General features: G+C 50.9%; 23 protein-coding genes. 11 read left to right on the top strand and 12 right to left on the bottom strand.

Annotated features, from left to right (window positions below):
• Positions 1–7: 7 nt before the first annotated feature.
• From ACO0K8_RS16785 to ACO0K8_RS16760, 6 genes are all read left to right on the top strand, one after another.
• Complete coding sequence (locus ACO0K8_RS16785; protein ID WP_422947808.1) at positions 8–724, top strand: glutathione S-transferase family protein; 717 nt, start codon at positions 8–10, stop codon at positions 722–724.
• A gap of 9 nt (positions 725–733) precedes the next feature.
• A complete protein-coding gene (locus ACO0K8_RS16780; RefSeq protein WP_422947807.1) occupies positions 734–1,978 on the top strand; it encodes a multifunctional CCA addition/repair protein in 1,245 nt (414 codons plus the stop codon).
• Between the two features lie 79 nt (positions 1,979–2,057).
• Positions 2,058–2,747 (top strand): GNAT family N-acetyltransferase, encoded by a 690-nt coding sequence (locus ACO0K8_RS16775; protein ID WP_422947806.1) that lies wholly within the window; start codon positions 2,058–2,060, stop codon positions 2,745–2,747.
• Positions 2,748–2,944: 197 nt separating this feature from the next.
• Positions 2,945–3,481: a DUF2058 domain-containing protein gene (locus tag ACO0K8_RS16770; protein WP_422947805.1), complete on the top strand. Its 537-nt coding sequence runs from the start codon at positions 2,945–2,947 to the stop codon at positions 3,479–3,481.
• Between the two features lie 408 nt (positions 3,482–3,889).
• Positions 3,890–6,094, top strand: coding sequence for an OsmC domain/YcaO domain-containing protein (locus ACO0K8_RS16765; RefSeq protein WP_422947804.1), 2,205 nt, complete (start codon positions 3,890–3,892; stop codon positions 6,092–6,094).
• A gap of 375 nt (positions 6,095–6,469) precedes the next feature.
• Positions 6,470–7,240 (top strand): hypothetical protein, encoded by a 771-nt coding sequence (locus tag ACO0K8_RS16760; RefSeq protein ID WP_422947803.1) that lies wholly within the window; start codon positions 6,470–6,472, stop codon positions 7,238–7,240.
• A gap of 454 nt (positions 7,241–7,694) precedes the next feature.
• Here the strand turns inward: ACO0K8_RS16760 and kynA are convergent, their stop codons facing one another.
• The 3 genes from kynA to kynB are packed head-to-tail and all read right to left on the bottom strand — an operon-like array spanning position 7,695 to position 10,548.
• A complete protein-coding gene (gene kynA / locus ACO0K8_RS16755) occupies positions 7,695–8,555 on the bottom strand; it encodes a tryptophan 2,3-dioxygenase (RefSeq protein ID WP_422947802.1) in 861 nt (286 codons plus the stop codon).
• A gap of 54 nt (positions 8,556–8,609) precedes the next feature.
• Positions 8,610–9,866 carry a kynureninase gene (gene kynU / locus ACO0K8_RS16750; protein WP_422947801.1) on the bottom strand — a complete coding sequence of 419 codons (1,257 nt, stop codon included), beginning with the start codon at positions 9,864–9,866 and terminating at the stop codon, positions 8,610–8,612.
• Positions 9,867–9,909: 43 nt separating this feature from the next.
• Positions 9,910–10,548 carry an arylformamidase gene (kynB, locus tag ACO0K8_RS16745; RefSeq protein WP_422947800.1) on the bottom strand — a complete coding sequence of 213 codons (639 nt, stop codon included), beginning with the start codon at positions 10,546–10,548 and terminating at the stop codon, positions 9,910–9,912.
• A gap of 139 nt (positions 10,549–10,687) precedes the next feature.
• Here kynB and ACO0K8_RS16740 point away from each other — a divergent pair, with 139 nt between their 5' ends.
• Positions 10,688–11,164 carry an Lrp/AsnC family transcriptional regulator gene (locus ACO0K8_RS16740; protein ID WP_422947799.1) on the top strand — a complete coding sequence of 159 codons (477 nt, stop codon included), beginning with the start codon at positions 10,688–10,690 and terminating at the stop codon, positions 11,162–11,164.
• A gap of 114 nt (positions 11,165–11,278) precedes the next feature.
• Here ACO0K8_RS16740 and ACO0K8_RS16735 read toward each other — a convergent pair whose 3' ends face one another.
• Positions 11,279–11,848 carry a recombinase family protein gene (locus ACO0K8_RS16735; RefSeq protein WP_422947798.1) on the bottom strand — a complete coding sequence of 190 codons (570 nt, stop codon included), beginning with the start codon at positions 11,846–11,848 and terminating at the stop codon, positions 11,279–11,281.
• A 451-nt stretch (positions 11,849–12,299) separates the two neighbouring features.
• Here ACO0K8_RS16735 and ACO0K8_RS16730 point away from each other — a divergent pair, with 451 nt between their 5' ends.
• On the top strand, positions 12,300–13,469 hold the full coding sequence (locus ACO0K8_RS16730; RefSeq protein WP_422947797.1) for a JmjC domain-containing protein: 1,170 nt from the start codon (positions 12,300–12,302) through the stop codon (positions 13,467–13,469).
• A gap of 5 nt (positions 13,470–13,474) precedes the next feature.
• Here the strand turns inward: ACO0K8_RS16730 and ruvC are convergent, their stop codons facing one another.
• From ruvC to dusB, 5 genes are all read right to left on the bottom strand, one after another.
• The gene (ruvC, locus tag ACO0K8_RS16725) at positions 13,475–14,017 is read right to left on the bottom strand and encodes a crossover junction endodeoxyribonuclease RuvC (RefSeq protein WP_422947796.1); all 543 of its coding nucleotides are present in this window, start codon (positions 14,015–14,017) and stop codon (positions 13,475–13,477) included.
• 116 nt (positions 14,018–14,133) lie between these two features.
• Complete coding sequence (locus ACO0K8_RS16720) at positions 14,134–14,415, bottom strand: GIY-YIG nuclease family protein (protein WP_422947795.1); 282 nt, start codon at positions 14,413–14,415, stop codon at positions 14,134–14,136.
• A gap of 98 nt (positions 14,416–14,513) precedes the next feature.
• Entirely contained in the window at positions 14,514–16,079 is a 1,566-nt protein-coding gene (purH, locus tag ACO0K8_RS16715; RefSeq protein WP_422947794.1) for a bifunctional phosphoribosylaminoimidazolecarboxamide formyltransferase/IMP cyclohydrolase, read from the bottom strand.
• Positions 16,080–16,110: 31 nt separating this feature from the next.
• Positions 16,111–16,344 (bottom strand): Fis family transcriptional regulator, encoded by a 234-nt coding sequence (locus ACO0K8_RS16710; RefSeq protein WP_126128261.1) that lies wholly within the window; start codon positions 16,342–16,344, stop codon positions 16,111–16,113.
• Between the two features lie 143 nt (positions 16,345–16,487).
• Positions 16,488–17,498: a tRNA dihydrouridine synthase DusB gene (dusB, locus tag ACO0K8_RS16705; protein WP_422947793.1), complete on the bottom strand. Its 1,011-nt coding sequence runs from the start codon at positions 17,496–17,498 to the stop codon at positions 16,488–16,490.
• Between the two features lie 330 nt (positions 17,499–17,828).
• On the opposite strand from dusB, the gene ACO0K8_RS16700 reads away from it, so the two are divergent.
• Together ACO0K8_RS16700 and ACO0K8_RS16695 are read left to right on the top strand one after the other, a co-directional pair.
• The gene (locus ACO0K8_RS16700) at positions 17,829–19,157 is read left to right on the top strand and encodes an NAD(P)/FAD-dependent oxidoreductase (RefSeq protein ID WP_422947792.1); all 1,329 of its coding nucleotides are present in this window, start codon (positions 17,829–17,831) and stop codon (positions 19,155–19,157) included.
• Between the two features lie 308 nt (positions 19,158–19,465).
• Entirely contained in the window at positions 19,466–20,311 is an 846-nt protein-coding gene (locus ACO0K8_RS16695) for a response regulator (protein ID WP_422947791.1), read from the top strand.
• Between the two features lie 80 nt (positions 20,312–20,391).
• Here ACO0K8_RS16695 and ACO0K8_RS16690 read toward each other — a convergent pair whose 3' ends face one another.
• Genes ACO0K8_RS16690 through tyrS form a run of 3 tightly spaced genes read right to left on the bottom strand, consistent with a single transcriptional unit; the run spans position 20,392 to position 22,777 of the window.
• Positions 20,392–21,057, bottom strand: a complete 666-nt coding sequence (locus ACO0K8_RS16690; RefSeq protein ID WP_422947790.1) for a histidine phosphatase family protein — start codon at positions 21,055–21,057, stop codon at positions 20,392–20,394.
• Positions 21,054–21,521 (bottom strand): D-aminoacyl-tRNA deacylase, encoded by a 468-nt coding sequence (gene dtd / locus ACO0K8_RS16685; protein ID WP_422947789.1) that lies wholly within the window; start codon positions 21,519–21,521, stop codon positions 21,054–21,056. Before dtd ends, ACO0K8_RS16690 begins: the two co-directional genes overlap by 4 nt.
• Positions 21,518–22,777: a tyrosine--tRNA ligase gene (gene tyrS / locus ACO0K8_RS16680; RefSeq protein ID WP_422947788.1), complete on the bottom strand. Its 1,260-nt coding sequence runs from the start codon at positions 22,775–22,777 to the stop codon at positions 21,518–21,520. The genes dtd and tyrS overlap by 4 nt, the downstream gene beginning before the upstream one ends.
• A gap of 254 nt (positions 22,778–23,031) precedes the next feature.
• On the opposite strand from tyrS, the gene ACO0K8_RS16675 reads away from it, so the two are divergent.
• Positions 23,032–24,399: a peptidoglycan DD-metalloendopeptidase family protein gene (locus ACO0K8_RS16675; protein ID WP_422947787.1), complete on the top strand. Its 1,368-nt coding sequence runs from the start codon at positions 23,032–23,034 to the stop codon at positions 24,397–24,399.
• Positions 24,400–24,439 lie beyond the last annotated feature (40 nt).

The following is a 24,439-nucleotide window of genomic DNA, read 5'->3' as shown; positions in this document are numbered from 1 at the left end:
GGTAATCATGCAAGATACAGAATTAGAGACCACGCTGGAAAGTATAATGAGCGGCTCAAAAAAACCGACCATGCAATTGGTCATAGGGAATAAAAATTATTCTTCCTGGTCTATGCGCCCCTGGGTAGTGATGAAGGCGTTTACCATACCATTTGAAGAGATACACATCGTACTGGATCAGCCGACTACCTCGGCGCATATAGCCGAGTATTCCTTGGCAGGACGGGTCCCGGTGCTGCTGGCCGATCCTGTGGTGGTATGGGATTCTCTGGCAATCTGTGAGTTTTTGGCAGAGCAATTTCCACTGCAAAATCTGTGGCCGGAAGATGTGGCGGCGCGTGCTATCGCACGCAGTATTTGCGCCGAAATGCATTCTGGTTTTAGCGATTTACGGGCCTCCATGCCTATGAATATCAAGGCCGATTTTTCTGGCAAGGGCCGCAATGCCGGTTCTCAGGCAGATATCGGGCGTATTAGCGAAATTTGGGAAGACTGCCTGTCGCGTTACGGTGCCCATCATTACTTGTTTGGCGATTTCAGTATCGCCGACGCCTATTTCGCACCCGTGGTAATGCGCTTTAAAACCTATAACGTGTCGCTGGCTCCCGCCTTGCAAGCGTATATAGAAAGAGTGCAGGCGCACCCGGCCGTGGCTGAATGGATACGAGATGCACTCAATGAAGCGGATCATCTGCCTAAGTATGATTTTCCGTCTAGCAAATAAATACTGACGATGAAAACCTATATCGTCGGTGGTGCGGTGCGTGATCGTTTGCTCGGTTTGCCTGTGCAAGACCGTGACCACGTGGTGATAGGTGCGACGCCGGCACAAATGTTGGCCCTGGGCTATACGCCGGTGGGTAAGGATTTTCCGGTGTTTCTGCATCCGAAAACCCACGAAGAATACGCCTTGGCGCGCACCGAACGCAAGACCGCCGCTGGTTATAAAGGGTTTGTATTTCACACCGACGCCAGCGTGACGCTGGAACAAGATCTGATACGCCGTGACCTGACGGTGAACGCGATTGCGCAGGATGAAGCTGGGCTCTTGACTGATCCATTTCATGGACAGCAAGATCTGCAAAATCGAATTTTTCGTCATGTTTCTAGCGCCTTTGCCGAAGACCCGGTACGCATTTTAAGACTGGCACGTTTTGCCGCACGCTTTTCAGTCGCGCCAAATAATTTTAGCGTCGCGCCGGAGACTATGGCCCTGATGCAAGAGATGGTGGCTGCTGGTGAGGTCGATGCTTTGGTGCCCGAGCGCGTCTGGCAAGAGCTGGCGCGTGGCCTGATGGAGGTGCGTCCGTCACGTATGTTTGAAGTCTTGCGCGAATGTGGCGCTCTTCAGCGTCTGTTGCCTGAGCTTGATGCCTTGTGGGGCGTGCCGCAACCGCCCAAACATCATCCTGAAATCGACACCGGCGTGCACGTCATGCTGGTGGTCGATTACGCGGCGCAACAAGGTCATTCTTTAGCGATCCGTTTTGCCGCCTTGATGCACGATCTGGGCAAGGGCAGCAGTGATCCGGAGAAATGGCCTAGCCATCACGGTCACGAACAACGCGGGGTGGCTCTGGTGGAGGCTGTTTGCCAACGCCTCAAAGTACCTGGCGAGTGCCGCGATCTGGCCATCATGACGGCGCGCGATCACGGTAATGTCGGCCGCGCTCTGGAAATGCGCCCGGCCACTTTGCTGGAACTATTTGAACGCAACGATGCTTTTCGCAAGCCGCAGCGTTTTTTTGATATGCTTAAGGCTGCCGAGTGTGATTGTTTTGGGCGTGCAGGTCTGGTCGATATACAGTTTCCGCAACCGGCGTATCTGATTGCGGCGTTGGCGGCGGCGCAGGCAGTTAATGCCGGTGCTGTGGCGCAGGCGCATATAGGACAGCCGCAAAAAATTGCCGAAGCGATACGTCAGGCAAGAGTCGCTGCAGTGCAAGAATTTTGTCGAAGATCAAAGGTGCTTGAATAAATTTAGCGCAGTGGTGCGATATCGCCTACAATGCGTTGTGCAGTGCACAAATTCTCAGTATTTGTAGGAAAACTTTTATATGCATACCTCTGATATTTTTCCTGAAGGCAAAGTGCCTGGCGATGTGCCAGCCTCTTCCCAATACACCGTGTTCGTCAAAGAATTGTCCGAGCGCGATAGGCACCGTATCCTCAAGCATTTTCTCGGTCTTAAAGAGAGCGATAGGCTGTTACGCTTTGGTACCCATCTGCCCGATGAGATGGTAGAAAAATATGTAGAAGGTCTCGATTTTTCACGCGATACCTTGTTTGGCGTGGTTAGCCGTAACTTTCGCCTGGTGGGTGTCGGTCATCTGGCTTTTGCGCCGCGTCAGGAAGGTGATGATGTCTCGGATAAAGACAGGATTGCTGAGTTTGGGGTCTCGGTCTCCGAGTCGGCACGCGGTAAAGGGGTAGGGTCGAAACTCTTCGAGCGTGGTGCTATTCACTGTCGCAATGCCGATGTCGATACCCTCTACATGCATTTTTTGTCTTCCAATCACACCATGGTGCATATCGCCAAAAAAGCCGGAATGGAAATTTTCCGCGAATATGGCGAATCCGATGCCTACCTCAAAGTATTGCCAGCTGATGCAGTCAGTGTCTTGAAAGAGGCAGTGCAAGAACAAGTCGCTTCTATAGACTACGGCATCAAAGCCAACGCCAGAGCCGCCGCGAAATGGCTGGGCAATTTATCGGGCAGTAAAAGCGATAGCAAGAACGCCAAATAAACCTCAAAAATAAGTGCGTGCCTAGCTAAATTGACGGCCAAGTCCCGGCGCAAGCCGCGCGTATCCAGACACATGAACTGGTCTGACTCGTTTGACAATGGTGAGCCGCAGAATACGAAATTTTGCTATGCTAGCGGCTTCTCATTGGTCGGCAGTCTTGCCTCGGACCGGAGGCACTTATTTTACGGAGTTGTGTTATGGCATCATTGCAAGATCAGTTTTTAAAAGCGGGACTAATCGATAAAAACAAAGCCAAACTGGCTCACCAAGACAAGACCAAGCAGAAAAAAATCGAGCGGCGGACTGGCACCGAGAGCGTCGATGAGTCGCGTCTGGCCGCGCTTGAGGTGCAGCGTAAAAATGCCGAACGCGCTCGCGAACTGAATGCACAACGCGATGCGGCCGCTAGCCAAAAAGCGGTTTTAGCGCAAATTGTGCAGTTGGTGCAAAAGAATCGCCAAAGCAAGGGCGCAGGCGACATCGCTTATTACTATACGCACGGTACCAAGATCGATAAGATTTATGTGTCAGCAGCGGTACAGACGCATTTGATTGCTGGCCGACTGGTGATCGTGTGTCTGGATGGTAAAACAGAATTGCTGCCCCGGATTATCGCGGATAAAATTGCCGAGCGCGATGCTACACTGGTGGTGCGCGTGAAGAAGACCACGACCGAAATCGATGCGGATGATCCGTATGCCGCCTTCCAGATCCCGGATGACTTTACCTGGTAGCTCCCGACAAGAGACCGGGCATAGACCTTACATTTAACATCTAGCCAACTCAGTAAAACACAATCGAGTAAGACGTAGTCTTTGCGTAACACGACAACGCGAAGCAATGGTGCCGTAAGAAATCTGTGTAGGCACCCCGCCAGCGCGCATATTCTATGCGCTTCTTCAAGCACATAGGCTGGAGAGCCGCATGGGATATGCGCGCTGGGCCGGGGTGTTCTTGAATTTCTTCATAAGTGCTAACTGTTCAGCCCGCTTTGAACCGATCCCAAACGCACTCGTTATCGTCATGCCGGATCAAGTCCAGCATGACGGCTCCGGCAAGCCCAAAGACGAAATTGAACTGCTAAGCGAGGAATCTAGGATAATAGCGCTTAACTCAAATTTAACGCTCTTTTTGGAATTCTCATGGAAATTAAGGTCAACTTTCTCGATAAGCTTCGCCTGGAAGCCAAGTTCGATGATTTTACGGTGATTGCTGATCAGCCTATCCGTTACAAAGGCGATGGCTCAGCGCCTGGACCTTTCGATTACTTTCTGGCTTCATCGGCCTTGTGCGCGGCGTATTTTGTGAAGTTGTACTGCGACACGCGCAATATTTCTACAGAAAACATCCGCCTGTCGCAGAATAATATTGTTGATCCGGAAAACCGTTATGCGCAAATCTTCAAGATTCAAGTTGAATTGCCCGCCGATATTTCTGATAAAGATAGGCAAGGAATTTTGCGTTCTATCGAGCGCTGCACGGTGAAGAAAGTGGTGCAGGAAGGGCCAACATTTGTAATCGAAGAAGTAGCGAGTCTCGATGCTGATGCGCAGGCTTTGCTGAGCTTAAATTCTAATGCGGATGCTGCCACTTATATCCTCGGTAAAGACTTACCGTTGGAGCAAACCATCGCGAATATGTCCGGCTTGTTGGCGGGTTTAGGCATCAAGATAGAAATCGCCTCGTGGCGCAATATCATTCCTAACGTCTGGTCGCTGCATATACGCGATGCACACTCGCCTATGTGTTTTACCAATGGCAAAGGCGCGACCAAAGAAAGCGCCCTGGCTTCGGCCTTGGGTGAGTATATCGAGCGCCTCAGTAACAATCATTTCTATGCAGGCTCGTTCTGGGGCGAAGACCTTGCCAACGCAGCGTTCGTGCATTACCCGAACGAGCGCTGGTTTAAACCTGGCAAACGCGACGCGTTACCCAAAGAGATTTTGGATGCATACAGCCTGAAAATTTACAACCCGGATGGCGAATTACGTGGCTCGCATCTGATCGACACTAATTCTGGCAATGCCGAGCGCGGTATTTGCTCGCTGCCGTATGTGCGCCAGTCGGATGGTGAACTGGTGTATTTTCCCTCCAACCTGATCGAAAACCTGTATGCCAGCAATGGCATGAGCGCCGGTAATACCCTGGTCGAAGCGCAGGTGCAATGTCTGTCCGAGATTTTTGAGCGAGCCGTTAAACGTGAAATTATCGAAGGCGAAATCGCCTTGCCGGATGTACCGCAAGCAGTGTTGGCGAAATACCCCGGCATACTGGCTGGCATACAGGGCTTGGAAGAACAAGGTTTCCCGGTGCTGGTGAAGGATGCCTCACTCGGTGGGCAATACCCGGTCATGTGCGTGACCCTGATGAACCCACGCACTGGCGGTGTGTTTGCCTCGTTCGGTGCGCACCCAAGCTTAGAGGTCGCGCTGGAACGTAGCCTGACCGAATTGCTGCAAGGCCGCAGTTTTGAGGGGCTCAATGATTTACCTGTGCCCACCTTTGTCAGCAATGCTGTTACTGAACCGAATAACTTTGTCGAACACTTTATTGATTCCAGCGGCGTAGTGTCGTGGCGTTTTTTCAGTGCCAAAGCCGATTACGAATTTGTTGAGTGGGATTTCTCTGGACAAGGCGAAAATTCGAATGCCGAAGAAGCCGCTACCTTGTTCGGCATACTCAAACAGATGGGTAAAGAAGTCTACGTGGCGGAGTATGACCAACTCGGCGCGAGCGCTTGCCGGATTTTGGTGCCCGGTTATTCAGAGGTGTATGCTGTCGATGATTTGATCTGGGATAACACCAACAAAGCCCTATTATTCCGCAGCGATATTCTGAATTTGCACACGCTTGACGATGAGGCGCTAGAAGTTCTGCTTGAAGCTTTAGAAAATAACGAGCTAGACGATTACAGCGACATCGCCAGCTTGATCGGCATAGAATTTGACGAGAACACGGTGTGGGGTCAACTCACCGTGCTGGAATTAAAACTGCTGATTAATTTAGCCCTGGAACAATTTGAGGAAGCGCAAGAGCTGGTGCAAGCCTTCTTGCAGTACAACGACAATACAGTCGAGCGCAAATTGTTTTATCAAGCCCTGAACGTGGTGTTAGAAGTTACGCTGGATGAGGAATTAGAGCTAGCCGATTACGAAGTCAACTTCCGCCGCATGTTTGGCAAGGAGCGCATCGACGCCGTGCTGGGATCAGTCAACGGCAGCCTGCGCTTCTACGGCTTAACGCCAACCAGCATGAAGCTGGAGGGCCTGGATAGACATCAGCGTTTGATTGATAGCTACAAAAAATTGCATGTGGCGCGCGCTAAGTGGACGGGTGCGGCTAGCTAGGTTTACGCGTCGTGTCGTATCTGCGATCGCCGTCATCACGGACCGTAATTTGCTTGCAGATTTGTGGAAAATTCGTAGGGTGGGCACAGGCTTTGTGCCCACGCGTGACGCTAGAGTGGAAACCGATCTTTGAGATATTTTTCAGTAACAACAATATTGTTGGTAAAATGAAAAGTTAGTGCTTTGCTGCTTTTCGCGGGATATTCACGCTCGATAAAAATTGAAGTTTAAGTCGGATAACCAAGCTGCGAGCCAATTCAGAAAAATTTGCATTTCCATGGTATGGAGACGGGTGGCAATGGTCTGTAGTTAACCTGTTACCCAAAAACAAATCTCTCCTGATTTCACTGAAATTTTACACAGATAGGTACAAAGATGATCAAAACAGCTACGGTTATGTCGCGTCTATCTTTAATAGCTTTTGCGTTGGCTCTTCTCACCGCATGCGCTACAGAACTACGGTCGGTACGATTGGGCGCGCCAGTTGACCCCGAAGTAATTCCCGGGAAGATTTTTGTCCCAAGCAAATCTATCGCAAATGTTGGCGATGTCATGCTAACAGCTGGAGAATATTCAAAGGAAGCTACGGGTCTCCGACTTGAAGCGTTTGGTCTCAAAGAGAACACAGAAACACGTGTAGCGCACAAGCTTAAAACTTTCGAATTTTCCATTCCAGCCGGAGATTATCGCCTGCGCAGCAGGATCAATGAAGGTAGTTACTATTCCGCGCCAGTATCTTTCTCTGGATTAAATGGAACAAAAATAGGATATGGCGGCCTGTTTGTGCCAAGTGGTGCATCAGAGGCCACAGAATTTTATTGGAGCTGGGATCGTGATGTACGGGACGTCTATCAAGCAAAATTGACATCACCGATCAGCGGAAGCAAGAGAAACTCTGTCACTTACCTACAAGATAAAGAAGTCTCTGGACCGCGCGCTACGTTGACGTATGCTGGAGTTGCGGGAGGCCAAATCCGTTTCGTCTACAAAGAATTTACTAAAGATGGATTGGCTCGACCGGCTTTCACTCAAGAGGTCAGTCTTGACTACAAAATCGGTGGTACGTATGGATACAAAGATGCGCAATTCATTGTTGAAATGGCTGATTCAACACACATTAGTTTTATGTTACTTCGTCCTTTGTAAATTGCAATCGGTAACCCGTAACCGATAATACGGACAACTAACGGGGCAGCAAGCGTAGCGTGCGTATCTCGTAGGGTGCGCCATGCGCACCGATAAAATCAATATATGCAAAATTATGTCTGCTTTTGATCTTTACCCAGCGGTGCGCATGGCGCACCCTACGGCGGTCTCAAGGTCTAAGATAATTTAAAAAATGCAAATGTCAGCGAGGGTGGGCGCAGCCTTTGTGCCTACGCGGATGACGAGGATCATTCGCTAAGCTGCCATCTTTACGTAAGGCGGCTATGCCTGGAAATTGCGCCGTAAGAAATCTGTATAAGCGCCCCAGTCAGCGCGCATAGTCCATGCGCTTCTTCAGGCACACAGGCTGGCGGGCCGCATGGGATATGCGCGTCCAGCCTGCCTGGCCTGCGCACCGCATGGCGTATGCGCCGCCAGCCAGTGCTCGTCTCAATTACAGAGCGGTCCTGAGCGAAAACAATTCCGGGAACAAGACTACATCGAGCATCTTGCGTAAATAGCTCACGCCTGCGGTGCCGCCGGTGCCGGTTTTAAAGCCGATGATACGCTCTACCGTGGTCACATGCTGGAAGCGCCACTGACGGAAAGCGGTTTCCATGTCGACCAATTTTTCGGCTAATTCATAGAATGCCCAATGCTGTTCCGGGGCTTGGTACACCTTGAGCCAGGCTGCTTTCACCGATTCGTTGGCGCGCATGTCTTGCGTCCAATCTTGCTCCAGGCGCTCAGCGTCGATGGCAAAACCGTCACGCGCCAAAAGCATGATGGCTTCGTCATAAATCGAGGGCGAGTGCAGGGCGGCGCTCAGGCTGGCATGTGCTTCCGGATTTTTTTCGTGTACCGTCAGCATGGCAGCATTTTTATTTCCGAGTAAAAATTCTAGCTCGCGATATTGGTGCGATTGGAAGCCCGAAGACGCGCCCAGATAAGGGCGGATTGCGGTGTACTCGCTTGGCGTCATGGTGGCCAAAACATCCCAGGCATGCACCAACTGATCCATGATGCGCGCCACGCGTGACAGCATCTTGAAGGCCGGCGGCAGATTGCCCAGCCGCATTTGCTGGCGTACCGCATGCAGCTCATGCAGCATCAGCTTGATCCACAACTCGCTGGTCTGATGCTGGATGATGAACAGCATTTCATTATGATTTGGCGACAGCGGATGCTGGGCCGAGAGTATCTGATTGAGACCCAGATAATCGCCATAGCTCATGTCGTCTTTGAAATCCATTTTGGCGCCATGCCAGGACATCGGGCATTTGCCGGCGGTGTTGTCTTTGTTGTCGTTAGTCATGATGTTGAGTTTTTCTAGTAATAGTGAAGATGCGCGTATCAGATTTGGCTCTGCTTAGGTCACGGCATTGCGCGCGGCATCCGGTTGGTAGTCTTGCGTATCAAGAATATCGCGCAAGCCTTCTACCGCATCCCAGACATCGACAAACTGCGTGTACAGCGGCGTAAATCCAAAGCGCATGATGCCCGGTTCGCGGTAGTCGCCGATGATGCCGCGCCCTATCAAGGCCTGGATCACCGCGTAAGCATGAGGGTGAACGAAGCTGACATGGCTGCCGCGCTGCGCATGCATGCGCGGCGTCGCCAGTTGCAAGGGATGACTGGCGCAACGGCTCTCGACTAAGGCGATGAACAGGTCGGTCAGCGCCAGGGATTTGGCGCGTATCGCCTGCATCGTGGTCTGGGCAAAAACCTGCAGGCCAGACTCTACCAGCGCCAGAGACACCATAGGCTGGGTGCCGCACAGGGCGCGCCGTATCCCTGGTGTCGCTTCAAACGAGGGTTGCATCGCGAACGGTGCCGCATGACCCCACCAGCCGCTGAGAGGATGATGGAAGGCGGCCTGATGATGCTTAGGCACCCAGATAAAAGCCTGTGAGCCGGGGCCGCCATTGAGATATTTATAAGTGCAGCCAACCGCGAAATCGGCTTTAGCACGATTTAACTCTACCGGTACGGCACCGGCCGAATGCGCCAGATCCCATAAGATCAAAGCGCCCTGACTATGCGCGTGCGCCGTGATGGCGGCCATGTCGTGCAAGGCGCCGCTGCGGTAGTTAACGTGGGTCAGCATCACGAGGGCGGTGTCGCTATTGATGGCAGTGTTCAGCTCTTCGGCGCTATCGACCAGATGCAGGCGGTAGCCTCTATCCAGCCAACGCGTCAAACCTTCTGCCATATAAATATCGGTAGGGAAGTTACTGCGTTCAGTGATGATGACTTTACGCGCCGCTGTGGCCGGGCTGGCAGCTTGCATCTGTAGCGCGGCGGCCAGCGCCTTGAAGAGATTGATTGAAGTCGAATCGGTGACCACCACTTCACCTTCATCGGCACCGATTAAAGGCGCGAGTAAATTGCCCAGACGGGATGGCAGTTCAAACCAGCCAGCCTTGTTCCAGCTCTTGATCAGGTCATTACCCCACTCCGCTTGTATCACTTGCTGGGCGCGGCTTAGTGCGGCTTTGGGCATGGCACCGAGAGAATTGCCATCGAGGTAAATGACGCCTTGCGGCAGGGAGAATTGCTGGCGCAGCGGTGCCAGGCTATCTTCTTGATCGAGGCTTAGGCAATGCTGGCGGGTGAGTGTAGGCATGGTGTGTCCTTGTGAGTTTGGTGCGAGTTTGGGGCGAATTAAGTTAAGGCAGAGCGCGCAGAATCGCGCGTACCGGGCTGGCGTCTAGCCCGGCCAGTTTCAGGGGCAGGGCGATCAGTTCATAGTCGCCAGCTTCTACCGTATCTAAAACGATGCCTTCGAGTATCGCCATCTGATGTTTTTTGACGGTCAGGTGACTGTCTAAAGTTTTGGAGTCTTGCGGATCTAGCGAAGGGCTGTCTATGCCTATCAGGCGCACACCGTGCTGCGCCAGCAATTCTATGGTGGCGGGTGCGATGCTAGGGAAGTCGGCATCCCAGCGCATCTGTGGCGCACTTTGGTAAGTGCGTAGCAAGACGCGTGGCGGTAGCTCGGCTAAAAAGGCAGCAATATGTTGCGGCTCTACCTGTTGCACGCCTATGCAGTGGATCACACGGCAGGCGCCGATATAGGTCTGCAAGTCGACTTCGTCAATTGCTTTGCCGTCGGCATCGTAATGCGAGGGCGCATCGCAATGGGCACCGGTGTGGGTCGACATGCTGATCTTGCTGACCTTGACCGGGCAACCGTCGGCGATCTGCCAGGTGGTCTCGGCGCTGTAGTCGCTGTCGCCGGGCCAGACCGGTATGCCTATGGCGATGGCGGGTGTGATATCCCAGATGCGTTGCTGAATGAGCTTCATGTTGGCGACTCGCTATGCTTGAAAGTGAATAGTATTTTATGCTGAAATGAATGATGATTTCTTGCAAATTGGGGTGGTAAATCCAGGCTCTTTAGAATATATTGCGAATTAATGACAATATTTTGCTGGAAAATTTCACATGCAATTAGATGCTACTGACTTGAAGATTTTGCAGCACCTGCAAAGCGATGGCCGTATGAGTAATCAGGAGCTGGCCGAGAAGGTATTTTTATCGCCGTCTTCCTGCCTGCGGCGCGTGCGCATGCTGGAAGAGAGCGGCGTCATTAAACATTACAGTGCGGTTTTGGACACTACGGTGCTGGGACTGGAGGTCGATGCTTTCGTGCAGGTGACGATGCGGCGCGATGTCGAACAATGGCATGAGAATTTTTCGCAAGCTTTGCAAAGCTGGCCGGAAGTAGTCGGCTCGTACATCATTACGGGCGACGCCAATTATCTGCTCAGAGTGCGTGCGCGCAATCTAAAACACTATTCCGCCTTCGTGCTGGAGCGTCTTTACAAGACTACCGGTGTGCTCGATATACGCTCGAATATCGTGCTGCAAACCCTTAAGGACAGCAGCGCGATCGCGCCAGCTTTGCTGGCAGCGGAGTAGAGGGAGTGTGAGGATTTGATTTGGTAGGCGCAATCGCCATGCGGCCTGTGGCACGATTATGGCCTGAGAGCCGCATAGGGATTGCGGGTAGCTTTCATATTTTGAAAAGCGAAACTACAGCGCAGCGTTGATACGCATGATGTTGATGCGTGGTACGCCGAAGAGTCGGGATACTTCTTTCACCGATTCGCCCAGATTGAGTCGCTCTACGACTTGCAGTTTTTGTTGCTCACTAAGTGCGCTGGTTTTCTTCTGGATTTTCCCCTGTTCTTTGGTTGTGACCAATTCAGCGGGACTACGCTTGAGACGCGCATCGGTTTCTAGTTCGGCTACGGCACTCAACATGGTCAGCATCAGCTTGCCGGCTTTTGAGGTGATATCGAGCTTACCTAATTGCAGTACGATGACCTGAATTTTGCGTGCCGCCAGCGTTTTGATGGTGAGCGCAACATCGATGGCATCGCGTCCTAGTCTATCGAGTTTAGACACCACCATGGTTTCGCCATCGCGTATTTGTGCGAGTAAGGCATTAAATTGTGGGCGCTTGCTGGCGCTGGTTTTCTCGCTGATGCCTTCGTCCTTGAACCAGTAATCGACCTTAAAGCCAGCTTGCTCGATTTCGGCATTTTGCTTGTCTAGGTTACTGTCTTTTTTACTGATACGGCTGTAGGCGAAAATTCTCATGATGTGCTCGTTGTTTCTAACTATTCGTCCCGCCTTGATTGTGTCAAACGCGGGAAGTTTTTTGGTGGGGTGACGCTATCCTTTTTCAGCTTTTCCGCTATGAGAGATACGCTGAATTTTGGCAAATATACCGTGCCATATAGGCTATAAAAAGATCTTTTTTTATATATGCGTTATACGAAAAATCAATAATAGTTTCCGTGCGCCAACTTGGTGCAAATCTGAGGTTTACCGAGAGTTTAATGTGCAAAATGTGCGGTGTGCGCACGTGAAACGAGCATGATTTTTTGATCTGTCAAAAAATCATGCTCAGCCTATGAGGGCTCGCATTCTGGTTAAACCTGCGCTGCAAAGCGCTCTCAATTGCGGTTTCTTTGATCTGAACGAAGTAGCTGCGAGCAAAATAATGATAAAAGCTGTTGATTCACATTTTTATTTTAGGCTGCGCACAATGTTAACCCTTCATCTCGCTGATTTTTCACTAGCCCATTTTCTGGAACATTACTGGCAGCAAAAACCGGTGGTGCTACGCGGCGGCTTTGCCGATTTCGACGATCTGATTAGTCCGGATGAACTGGCCGGTCTGGCCTGCGAAGAGAATATAGAATCGCGTCTGGTCTACAAAAAAGACGGGCAATGGCAAGCGCAATTTGGTCCTTTTGAATCTTATGAGCATTTGGGCGAGAGCGACTGGACCCTGATCGTGCAGGCGGTGAACCATTGGTCGCCGGAAGTGGCGCAACTGATAGCGCCGTTTTCTTTTATCCCTAAGTGGCGGCTGGATGATGTGATGATCAGTTATTCGACGCCGGGTGGCGGTGTCGGGCCGCATATCGATCTCTACGATGTTTTTATCTGCCAGGGTTCGGGCTGCCGCCAGTGGCGGGTTGGCGATCGTGGCGAACACCGCCAGTTTGCCGCACATGCGGCGCTTTTGCATACAGATCCTTTTGAGCCTATCATCGATGTCGAGCTGTTGCCCGGCGATATTTTGTATATCCCGCCGGGCTTCCCGCACGATGGCGTATCGTTGGAAGAATCGATGAGCTTTTCGGTCGGTTTCAGAAGCAAGTCGGCGCGCGATATGCTCAGCGGTCTGGCCGACTATCTGATCGACAACGAATTGGGTAATGCGCTGATTAGCGACCCTCTACGGCCAGTTCATCAGCATCAGGGGCGGATCAATGCCAGCGATTTTGCCATGATCAAGGCACAGATGCAGGCAGTGCTGGACAACGATAATCTGGTGGCCGATTTTGCCGGCAGTTTTTTATCCAAAACCAAATGCCAGTTAGATCTGCAAGTGCTGGAAAACCCGTATGACGAAGCTGAATTACTCGAGCAGTTGATGCTGCAGCCTATGCAGCGCATCGGCGGTCTGCGTTGTTTTTATCTGGATCAGACGGTGGCAGCCGGGGTCTGTTATATCGATGGTGAACGCTATGCATTTGGCGAAAATTGTCAGGCTGCGGTGCTAGCGCTGTGCGATCAGGAAACGCTTAGTTATGCAGCGTTGCAGGCTAGTCTGTGCTCGGCTGATTTGTTTGATGCGCGCTCCAGCGAGCTGCTGTGCGCGTTGACGCGCTGGGTAAATGCCGGCTATTGGTATTTTGCCGAATAGAGTGCTTAGCCGATCAGGCGTCCGGCTTTTACTCGTAAGCCTTTTTTTGCCAGCTCAGGCGCTAGCGCACCGAGCATCGCTAAGGTGTCGCCGCTATGCGCATGGCAAATCGCCACACCCAGGGCATCGGCTGCATCGCTGCCGGGCATGCCGGATAGCATTAGCAGGCGCTGCACCATGTCCTGCACTTGTTCTTTCTTGGCTTTGCCGTGACCGACTACACCTTGTTTAACTTGTAGCGCCGTGTATTCAGCCACGGCCAGATCAAAACTGACCAGCGCGCAAATCGCCGCGCCGCGGGCTTGGCCAAGTAATAGTGTCGATTGCGGATTGACGTTAACGAAGACTTTTTCTATGGCAGCGCAATCGGGCTGATAGGTGCGGATAATTTCCGATACGCCTGAGAGTATGGTCTTGAGGCGTTCAGGCAGGGTGCCGTCAGCGGTCTTGATGGTGCCCGAGGCGATATAGCTGAGCTTACTGCCTTGCTTATGAATGACGCCAAAGCCGGTAGTGCGCAGGCCAGGGTCGATGCCGAGAATTTTCATTTGATCGTCTTAAACGTTTACTCTTTGGCGTATTTACCTGATCAAGTCACTGGACTCCAGCGTTCGCTGGAGTGACGATAATGAATGTAATCAGTATGAATGAATCGTGCCACAATTCAGATAATCAATGTATATAAGTCGTTCCAATATGGGTTATTGGTTTCTATTAATGTGATTTTCCAAGCGCGCTTCCAGGACTTTAACTGTTTTTCTCTGGTAATAGCAGAAACAATCGAGTCGCATTGTTCAAACCAAACTAGCTGATCTATTCCATATCGGGAGGTGAAACTGGGAATGCCATGACTTTTATGCTGATGGATACGCTTTATTAAATCACTGGTAACACCAATGTATAAGCTGCCATTTCTGCCGTTGGCTAAAATGTAAACGTATCCCAAACTACCATCCTCAAAATCGTCATTCCGGCGCAGGCCGGAATCTAGCGTCGTTTCTTTATCTTGCCAATGGCAGACTAAAGAAACGACATAGAGGGATTTTAATGTCTGAAATGACGTATGCCAGTGTAGATCATGACGACGCCACGTTCGTCAGCGGCATCGATCACTTCCTGGTCACGCATGGAGCCGCCCGGATGAATTACGCAAGTTGCTCCGGCATCGACTACCACATCCAGACCATCGCGGAATGGGAAGAAGGCATCTGACGCCACTGCAGAACCGGTCAGGCTCAAACCAGCGTTTTGCGCTTTGATAGAAGCGATACGAGCGGAATCGATACGGCTCATCTGGCCTGCGCCCACGCCCAAAGTCATGCCGTTGGCACAAAATACGATGGCGTTTGACTTGACATATTTAGCCACGCGCCAGGCGAACATCATGTCGGCCATTTGTTGTGGTGTCGGTTGCAGTTTTGAGACTACGCGCAAATCTGCTTGTAGGACATTTTTAGCATCTGGTGCTTGCACCAGTAAGCCGCCGCCTACACGTTTGAAGTCGTAGTTATTGACGGCACCGCCCAGCGAGATTTGCAGTACGCGCACGTTTTGCTTGGCGGCGAAAATCTGCAAGGCTTCTGCCGTGAACGACGGCGCGATCAAGACTTCGACGAATTGCTTGGCGACCGCTTCTGCCGCTTTGCCGTCAAGTTCGCGGTTAAACGCGATGATGCCGCCGAAGGCTGAAGTTGGATCCGTTTGCAGTGCTTTGCTGTAGGTCTCAAACGGGGTTTCACCGACCGCAACGCCACAAGGATTGGCATGCTTGACGATCACGCAGGCGGAGGCTTCAAATGATTTGACGCATTCCCATGCGGCATCGGCATCAGCGATATTGTTATACGACAGTTCTTTACCTTGCAATTGCGTGTAATTGGCTAAAGCACCGTCGAATGCGTTGAGGTCGCGGTAGAAAGAAGCGGCCTGATGCGGGTTCTCGCCGTAACGCATTTCCTGGACTTTTTCAAAATGCAGGTTCAGCGTCTGCGGGAAATTACTACGTGTCGTGTGCGCTTTGTCTTCACCTAAACTAGTGAGGTAATTGGTGATGGCGCCATCGTATTGTGCGGTGTGCGCGAACACTTTTTTAGCCAGAGTAAATTTGGTGTTGTAGCTAACTTCATTTTGGTTTGCGCTCATCTCATCGAGTACAACCTGGTAGTCGCTAGGGTCAACGATCACCACTACGTCTTTGTGATTTTTTGCCGAAGAGCGCAACATGGTCGGGCCACCGATGTCGATGTTTTCTATCGCGTCTTCCAGTGAGCACTCGGCCTTGGCAACGGTTTGCTGGAAAGGATAGAGATTGACGACCACCATATCGATGGTCGGGATGCCGTGCTGCTCCAGCGCTGACATATGTTCAGGAAAATCGCGACGTGCCAAAATGCCGCCATGAACTTTAGGGTGCAAAGTCTTTACGCGCCCATCTAACATTTCAGGAAAACCGGTGTAATCGGCCACTTCAGTCACAGCCAGACCGTTGTCGGCCAGAAGCTTGGCGGTACCGCCGGTAGAAAGCAGTTTGACGCCGCGCGCGGAGAGTTCGCGGGCGAACTCAAGGATGCCGGTTTTATCGGAAACAGAGATGAGGGCTTGTTTGATCATGGTGGGCAGTGGTGACAGTAGGGAAGGTAAATTAGAGTAAGCCGTGCTGCTGCAGCTTCTTGCGCAAGGTATTGCGGTTAATGCCTAGCATATCGGCAGCCTGCGACTGATTGCTTTCCGCCCGCGTCATGACCATTTCCAACATGGGTTTTTCGACTGCCAACACGACCATGTCGTAAATGTTAGACGCTGGTTGCTCGCCCAGATCACGGAAATATTTGTCCAGGTTTTTGTGGACCGCTTCTTGTATGCTATCTTTGCTCATGCTGTTTTCTTCTATTCATGCAAGTGGGCTGCAATTTCTTGAGGCTCACGTTTGTTATTATTCTCTGACGACTTGGTAAGTGACAGGTATTAATCTAAAGGTAATACGTTACTGGTCTTAGGTTACTACGGACTTACAATTATTTAAGCGGCTAGCTTTTCTTCAGCGGGGCGGTATTGTAACCGCTCTCCGACACGACTATCAAAAAACATTTTTACTGCGTCTAATTGCTCATCGCAAGAAGTAAGTAAATTCATCTCTTGCCGGAATGCTTCACCGCCGACCAGGTCTTGCACATACCAGCCTATATGCTTACGGGCCGTACGTACGCCCATGAACTCGCCGTAAAACGCATAGTGCTCGCGCAAGTGTGTATCCATCAGGCGACTCACCTCGGACACCAGTGGTGCTGGCAGATGTGTGCCAGTCTTGAGGAAATGCTCTATTTCTCTAAAAATCCAAGGTCTGCCCTGAGCTGCGCGGCCAATCATGATGGCGTCGGCCCCAGTTGCTTGTAAGACGTATTTGGCTTTTTCTGCTGTAGTAATGTCGCCATTTGCTACTACTGGAATGTTCACTATCGATTTAACCGCCGCAATGGTGTCGTATTCGGCATCACCTTTATAGCCATCGGCGCGAGTGCGACCGTGCAAGGTCAGCATGGCGATACCAGCGGACTCGGCGATGCGGGCAATTGCCAGTGCATTTTTATTTGCGCGGTCCCAACCGGTGCGAAATTTTAAAGTGACAGGTACATCAACCGCTTTGACCACCGCGTCGAGTATCTGCGCTACCAGTTTTTCATCTTGCAGTAGTGCCGAACCACACCATGCATTGCAGACTTTTTTAACCGGGCAGCCCATATTGATATCGATGATTTGCGCACCGCGCTCTACATTGTGTCTGGCGCAGTCAGCCAGCATCTGCGGATCGGCACCGGCAATTTGTACCGCCTTAGGTTCCATCTCACCTTCGTGATTGGTGCGGCGGGAAGATTTTTCAGTGTCCCAGAGCTTGGGGTTAGATGCCGCCATTTCTGACACTGCATAGCCTGCGCCCAACTCTTTACATAATTGACGGAAAGGTCTATCGGTCACGCCAGCCATGGGCGCGACAAAAATATTATTCCGCAGCTGATAAGGGCCGATGTGCACGATGGAATTGGGAGTTAATCTTGGGGAAGCGCTATTCTACCTGAAATGCTGCCTAATAATTTAGCAAAATAGAGCGAAATTTAAAGAATATTTTTTTCTATTTGGGAGTCATTTCTGATAGCTGATTTCAACATGTAACAAATAAAATTAAGATTAGAGAGAAAATACCAAAACGAAATTGTGTGACGTGGTGAAACCACGCAGTCGAGTTTCCTGTATATACTTGGCTCGCCTTTCTTGTGATGCTTAGTGCAATTAAGAACGCATCTCATCCATATCAAGCCCGGCCTTGTGATGGATGAAATACGTTTTTAAATTTTGGAGTGAATCATGGGGTCTTTGTCTGAGGAAGTGATGCATCGCATCACCATAGTCGGTGGTGGTGCGGGAGGTTTGGAGTTGGCGGTTCGATTGGGGAAAAAATTAGGACGCAAGAAAAAAGCCCTGATTACTTTGGTCGATGCCAGCCGTACACATTTGTGGAAGCCGCTGTTGCATCAGGTGGCCGCTGGTACTTTAGACAGTCATGCGGATGAGCGCGAGTATTTTGCCTTGGCGCGTTCGAATGGTTTCGAGTTTCGACTGGGACGCATGGATGGCTTGAGTCGGGAAAAGAAAGAAATTTATTTAGAGCCGACCGTAGACGAGAATGGCGAAGAGCTATTGCCGCGACAGGCCTTGGCTTACGATACGCTGGTGATTGCCTTGGGCAGCCAGACCAATGATTTCGGCACCAAGGGCGCACGAGAAAATTGCATCATGCTCGATTCTTTGCCCGCGGCAGAACGTTTTCATAAAAAACTGATTAATTGCTGTCTACGCGCCCAATCGCAGGCACAGGGCGCTGGTGAAGGCCGGTTTACCGTCACTATTATCGGCGGCGGCGCGACCGGTGTTGAGTTGGCAGCGGAATTGCATATGACGACGAAAATTTTATCTAGCTATGGCCTGGTGAATTTCCATCCCGAAAAAGATTTGAAAATCGTCATCGTCGATGCCGCACCGCGTCTTTTGCAAATGCTGCCGGAGCGACTCTCTGATGCGGTTGCGAAGGAATTGCGTTCTATCGCGATCGAAGTGCATACCAACGAAAAAGTGATGGAAGTGACTAAAGAAGGCGTCATGATGGCCAGCGGTAAATTCATACCTAGCGGCATCGTGGTGTGGGCCGCCGGGATTAAAGCGCCTGATTTTTTGAAAGAGATTGATGGTCTGGAGAGTAATCGGATTAATCAGCTAATCGTGAACCGTCATCTGCAGAGTAGTCGCGATCCTGCGGTGTTTGCGTTGGGCGATTGTTGTGCTTGCCCGCAGGGCGAGGGCCTGCCTATGGTGCCGCCGCGCGCACAATCGGCGCATCAACAAGCGAGCATGCTGGCCAAATCGCTGGCACGCCAGTTACAGAACAAATCTTTGCTGGAGTTTACTTATAAAGATCATGGCTCACTGGTGTCGCTGGGGAATTACAGTACCGTCGGCAGTTTGATGGGGGCGATCGCCAGTGGCTCGGTCTTTATAGAAGGAACCCTGGCCAAATGGATGTACTGGTCTTTGCATAAGCACCATCAGGTCGCGGTGAATGGTTTGTTTCATACCTGGTTATCGACTTGGGCTGAAACCATAGACAGGGTGCGTAATCCACGGATTAAGCTGCATTGAATTGTAATACCGAGGCGCATATTCTATGCGCCTCGTGGCAGGAAAATAGGCTGCAGAGCGCATGGCGCTTGCGTAAGGAATTTCAGCTCTGCTGGGTGATGGCGACGGAGCTTCTGTTGTTAAATAGGTCGGTTTTTTGATACTAGTATTTATAGCGACGGATTTGATACAGCTAACTTTGCTCTTTTGCTGGGCATGCCGTATATTTCTTTTCATGTCAGTAACTAATAAAGAAGTGGTTTTTTTGTGATTTTTACATTATCATTTAGGCAATTGCAATACGCATCTGTTCAACGAGGTCATCAACGATGAGTCAAATTAATTCCACGCCGGAGTCGCAAGACGGTAGTCGTCGTTTTACCCTTGATATGATAGGTTTTTCTGACGCTGAAAAAAATATGCTGGCGTCCACTTTTCGCTTAACCGGGCGTCGCCATTTTTGCTACATGGCGCCCACTGCGGACGAGCCACGCGCCGACATTTATCTCATCAATGCAGATAATGCTGTCGCCTTAAACGCGATGCGCGAACACGCGCCGAATGTCCATTCACCGGCCGTGCTGGTAGGACGTGAACCGGTCTCAGTTGGTTGGCCGTTTGTGCAAAAGCCGATACATTGGATGCGCTTGTTTGAACATCTCGATGAAGTCATGCAAAATGCCTTGCTAGAACGTAGCAAACGCGAAAAGGTGACTGATACCAATTGGGACGGGCAAACTTATCGTCGCACTATCGATAAAAAGGAGCCGGTTGAACCCGAGTTTACTTCTCCGGTCATGAATGAGTCGGTGTTGGTGGTCGACGATAGCGCAACGGTGCGCGCTTTTATGCGGATTAAATTGGCACCGTTTCATTTTGATGTGGATTTCGCTGAGAACGGCGAGCAGGCCATAGAAATGGCGCAAGCCAAAACCTATACCTGCATTTTCCTCGATATCATGATGCCGGGCATTGATGGTTATGAAGTGTGCAAACGCATCAAAAACAATAGCGATACCAAGAAAACTGCAGTGGTGATGTTGACCAGCAAAAATTCTATGTTCGATAAATTTCGCGGTAATTGGGCTGGTTGTGATGCTTACCTTGGTAAGCCGGTTCCTGAGAACGATTTACTGGCGACCATCGCACGTTTTCTGCCTAGTGCCAGAACCTAAATTGTTGGGATAGCGGCGCTAGTTGTCGCCGTCTCTGCCATTGAAAAGCGGAAATATCATTCGATATCTCCGCTTTTTTTCTAAGCGACTTTGTCCTGGTTAAACTCGTCTAAGGCTGCCGTGGTTTCCAGATGGCTAATATCACCCCATTGCAGCAAGCTCAGCGACTCGCCATCCCAGTGAAAGCGATTGATGCTGGCGTTGAAGATGGTGATTTCTCGTGGCGCATTTAAGGCTAAATTTTTGGCGGCACGGTAGGCGCATTCGAGCACGCCGCCATGCGCCACGATCGCGATTTTTTTACCTGCAAACTGGCGCGCATGATGGCTAATGGCCGTCACTGTGCGTTGCTGAAACTGGCGTATGCTTTCGCCGACATTGTTTGCTGACGACGGTGGGAACTGGCTGTCCGGGTCGTGCGAACGCCAGGTCGCATAGGCTTCCGGATAGCGCAGCGGTAACTCGCTATACAGCATGCCTTCAAAACCACCAAAGCAACGTTCGCGTAAATTGGCATCGATGCGCGTGCTGAGGCCTTGCAGGCGGGCGATCTCGCCAGCGGTTTGTACCGCTCTTTGCAGGTCGCTGGAAAAAATGGCGTCGAGTTTTTCATTTTCTAAGGCCGCCGCCAATGCCTTAGCTTGACGTGTACCTTCTGCATTTAGCGGGATATCGAGATGGCCTTGCAGTTTTTTGATGGCGTTCCAGGCGGTTTCGCCATGGCGTATTAAAAGAATTTCTGTCATGCGGAAGGTTTGATCTGTAGCCAAAAAGTGACGGGGCCGTCGTTAGTGAGTGAGACCTGCATGTCGGCGCCGAATTGGCCGGTCTCTACTTGTGCGAGTGCTGCATCCTGCGTTTGTTTGGTGCGCGCTTGCCTGACAAAGTAATCGAATAATTGCCGTCCCAATTCAGGTGCGGCAGCAGGTGTAAACGAGGGGCGAGTACCAGAATTGGTGTCGGCTGCCAGGGTAAATTGTGGCACCAGTAGCAGACTGCCGGCGACATCGTTGACACTTAGATTCATCTTGCCGGCAGCATCGCTAAAGACGCGATACGCCAGCAGTTTTTTCAATAAGGCATCGGCTTGCTGTTCTGTGTCGCCGCGCTCGGCACACAGCAAGACCAGTAAGCCGGCCTTGATCGCGCCCAACGTTTCACCATCGACGACGACGCTGGCCTGGCTGACTCTTTGTATCAGAGCGATCATGCAGTCAAAGTCACTTTGGCAAATTTACGCTTGCCTACCTGTACCACCACGGTGCCCGCCAGCACTTGCAAATGCTTGTCGCTGATTACGGCGCCATCGATACGCACGCCACCCTGATCGACCATGCGCATCGCCTCAGAGGTGGAGGCGCACAGATTGGCTTGCTTGAGCAGTTGTGCAATCCCCAGCGGCGCGCCGCTCAGACTCAGCTCGGCCACATCATCAGGAATACCGCCTTTCGAGCGATTTACAAAATCGCTCAGCGCATCTTCGGCGGCTTGTCTGCTATGGAAGCGTGTGACGATCTCTTGCGCTACCGCGACTTTGATGTCGCGCGGGTTCTGGCCTTCACTGACGGCTTTTTTGTATTGCGCGATTTGCTCCAGCGAGCTGAACGACAGCAGCTCATAGTAACGCCACATCATCTGATCCGAGATGCTCATGATCTTGGCGAACATGGTGTTGGCAGGCTCAGTGATGGCGATGTAGTTATTCTTGGATTTGGACATTTTTTCTACGCCATCCAGACCTTCCAGCAGCGGCATGGTCAAGATGCATTGTTGCTCTTGCCCGTAGTCCTTTTGTAATTCACGGCCTACCAGTAAATTGAATTTCTGGTCGGTGCCGCCCAGTTCCAGATCTGCATGCAATGCTACCGAATCGTAACCCTGCATCAAAGGATAGAGGAACTCATGGACGGAAATCGGAGTGCCGGCCTTAAAGCGTTTGGTAAAGTCGTCACGCTCCATCATGCGCGCCACCGTGTATTTGGACGACAGTTGTATCATGCCGCGCGCACCGAGTGGATCACACCATTCGGAGTTGTAACGGATCTCGGTTTTTTCTGCATCCAGCACTAAAGCCGCTTGCTTGAAATAGGTTTGGGCGTTTTCTTCTATCTGTTCGCGCGTCAGCGGTGGGCGCGTGACATTGCGACCGGATGGGTCACCGATCATGGAGGTGAAGTCACCGATCAGAAAAATCACCTGATGGCCGAGATCCTGCAACTGACGCATTTTATTCAAGACCACGGTGTGACCCAGATGCAGGTCAGGTGCGGTAGGGTCCAGACCCAACTTGATGCGTAAGGGTTTGCCGCTCAGCTCGCTACGCGCCAGTTTTTGGGCGAATTCTGATTCTATGAGTAATTCATCAACACCACGTTTGGTCACAGCTAGTGCATGTTGCACGGCATCGGATAAGGGCAGGGTCTTGGAAACAGGCGTATTTTTTGCGGAATTTTGTGTAGATGTCATTATTTACTTAACCAGGATCAACTTATTTTGTAACACCGCTGGTAGCATTCTTGTTCTGAATCCATAATCAGCGATCGTTTTTTGCTTCGTCTGCGCATTTTTTTGTTACAATCAGACGAAATTTTTGTACTAGCTTCTTTGATTTTTCTCACGCTTAGCTTGAATTTATTGATTTTTATGTAAATAATTTCAAGCAATTTTTGGCAGTTCTAATCAAATATTTTCAATCAACATCGTCAATTTTAACTTATTGCATGCGTCCAATAGATAAATTACCTCATTTAGCTTCTGGCAGCAGGTTGTTGTTAGGAACCACGCGCACTTCGCGCATCATCTCATTTTCCGCTTTGTTTTTTGCCGTGTGCGCTTTTGGCGCTGTCGGTGTGGCACCAATTGCCCCGGACGCAGCGGATTTACCTGTCAAAAAAATCACCCAAAATTTAGACTTGCCTAAACTTGACGATCAAATTGCCGCGCTGGAAGCCAGCGAGCAACATTTCGTCAGAGAAGAAAAAGTCTTACGCGGTGACACCTTGGGCGCCTTAATGCTGCGCCTGGGAATAGATGACAATGAGGCCAATAACTTTATCAAGACTGATGCCACCGCCAAAGGCGTGTTGCAGGTAAAAGCCGGTAAATCGGTACGCGCCCAGACTAACGATGAAGGCGAATTGGAGTGGTTACAAGCAAGCCTGCAAGACGGAACCGATAAACCCAGCCGCACCCTGATGGTGACGCGTGATGCTTCCGGCAAGCTCAGTGCCGCAGAAGTGTTGAGCAAATTAGAACGCCGCGTAGAAATGCGCTCCGGGAATATACGCTCATCCTTGTTTGCCGCCACTGACGAGGCGCAAATCCCAGACAACGTAGCCAATCAAATCGTCAGTATGTTTGAGACTAACGTCGATTTCCGCTATTTGCAGCGCGGCGATCATTTCAACGTGGTCTATGAAACTTTTTGGCAAAATGGTGAATTCGTCAAAACCGGTAAAGTCTTGGCTGGTGAATTTAGCAATGTCGGCAAACTGTTTCAATCAGTCTGGTTTGATGAAGCTGGCGGCAATGGTGGCTACTATAGTTTTGACGGTAAGTCGCTGAAAAAAGCTTTCTTGAAATCGCCTTTAGAATTTACCCGCGTCTCTTCAGGTTTTTCCATGCGCGTCCATCCTATCTCTGGACAATGGAAGCGTCATACCGGCGTCGATTTCGCTGCAGTCACGGGCACGCCGATTCGTGCTACTAGTGATGGCGTGATTGAATCGGTAGGCCCTAGCGGTGGTTACGGTAATTTGGTGGTGGTGAAACACTGGTCCAATTACAGTACGGCGTATGCCCACATGAGCCGTTTTGCCAGCGGTATCCGTAAAGGCAGTAAAGTCAGCCAAGGTGAAGTGATCGGTTATGTCGGTACCACCGGTTGGTCGACTGGCCCGCATTTGCATTATGAGTTCCGGGTTGGCAACGAGCCGCGTGATCCATTGTCGGTCAGCATCCCGAATGCGGCGCCGCTGGCATCGAATGACATGCCGCGCTTTAAGGAAGTGGCCTCTGACATGATGCATAGATTCGCTCTGCTGCGTCCTGAACGTCAGGCCGAAATCATGAAGCTGGCGTCCAGATAGGCAAGGCACTAACCTATTTAAGCTACTCAGGCCGAACCTA

It is taken from the genome of Undibacterium sp. Ren11W (genome assembly GCF_049340485.1).
Lineage (GTDB): Bacteria > Pseudomonadota > Gammaproteobacteria > Burkholderiales > Burkholderiaceae_D > Undibacterium.
The sequence above is the reverse complement of the archived record's forward strand: the minus strand, read 5'-3'. Positions and strand labels throughout refer to the sequence as shown.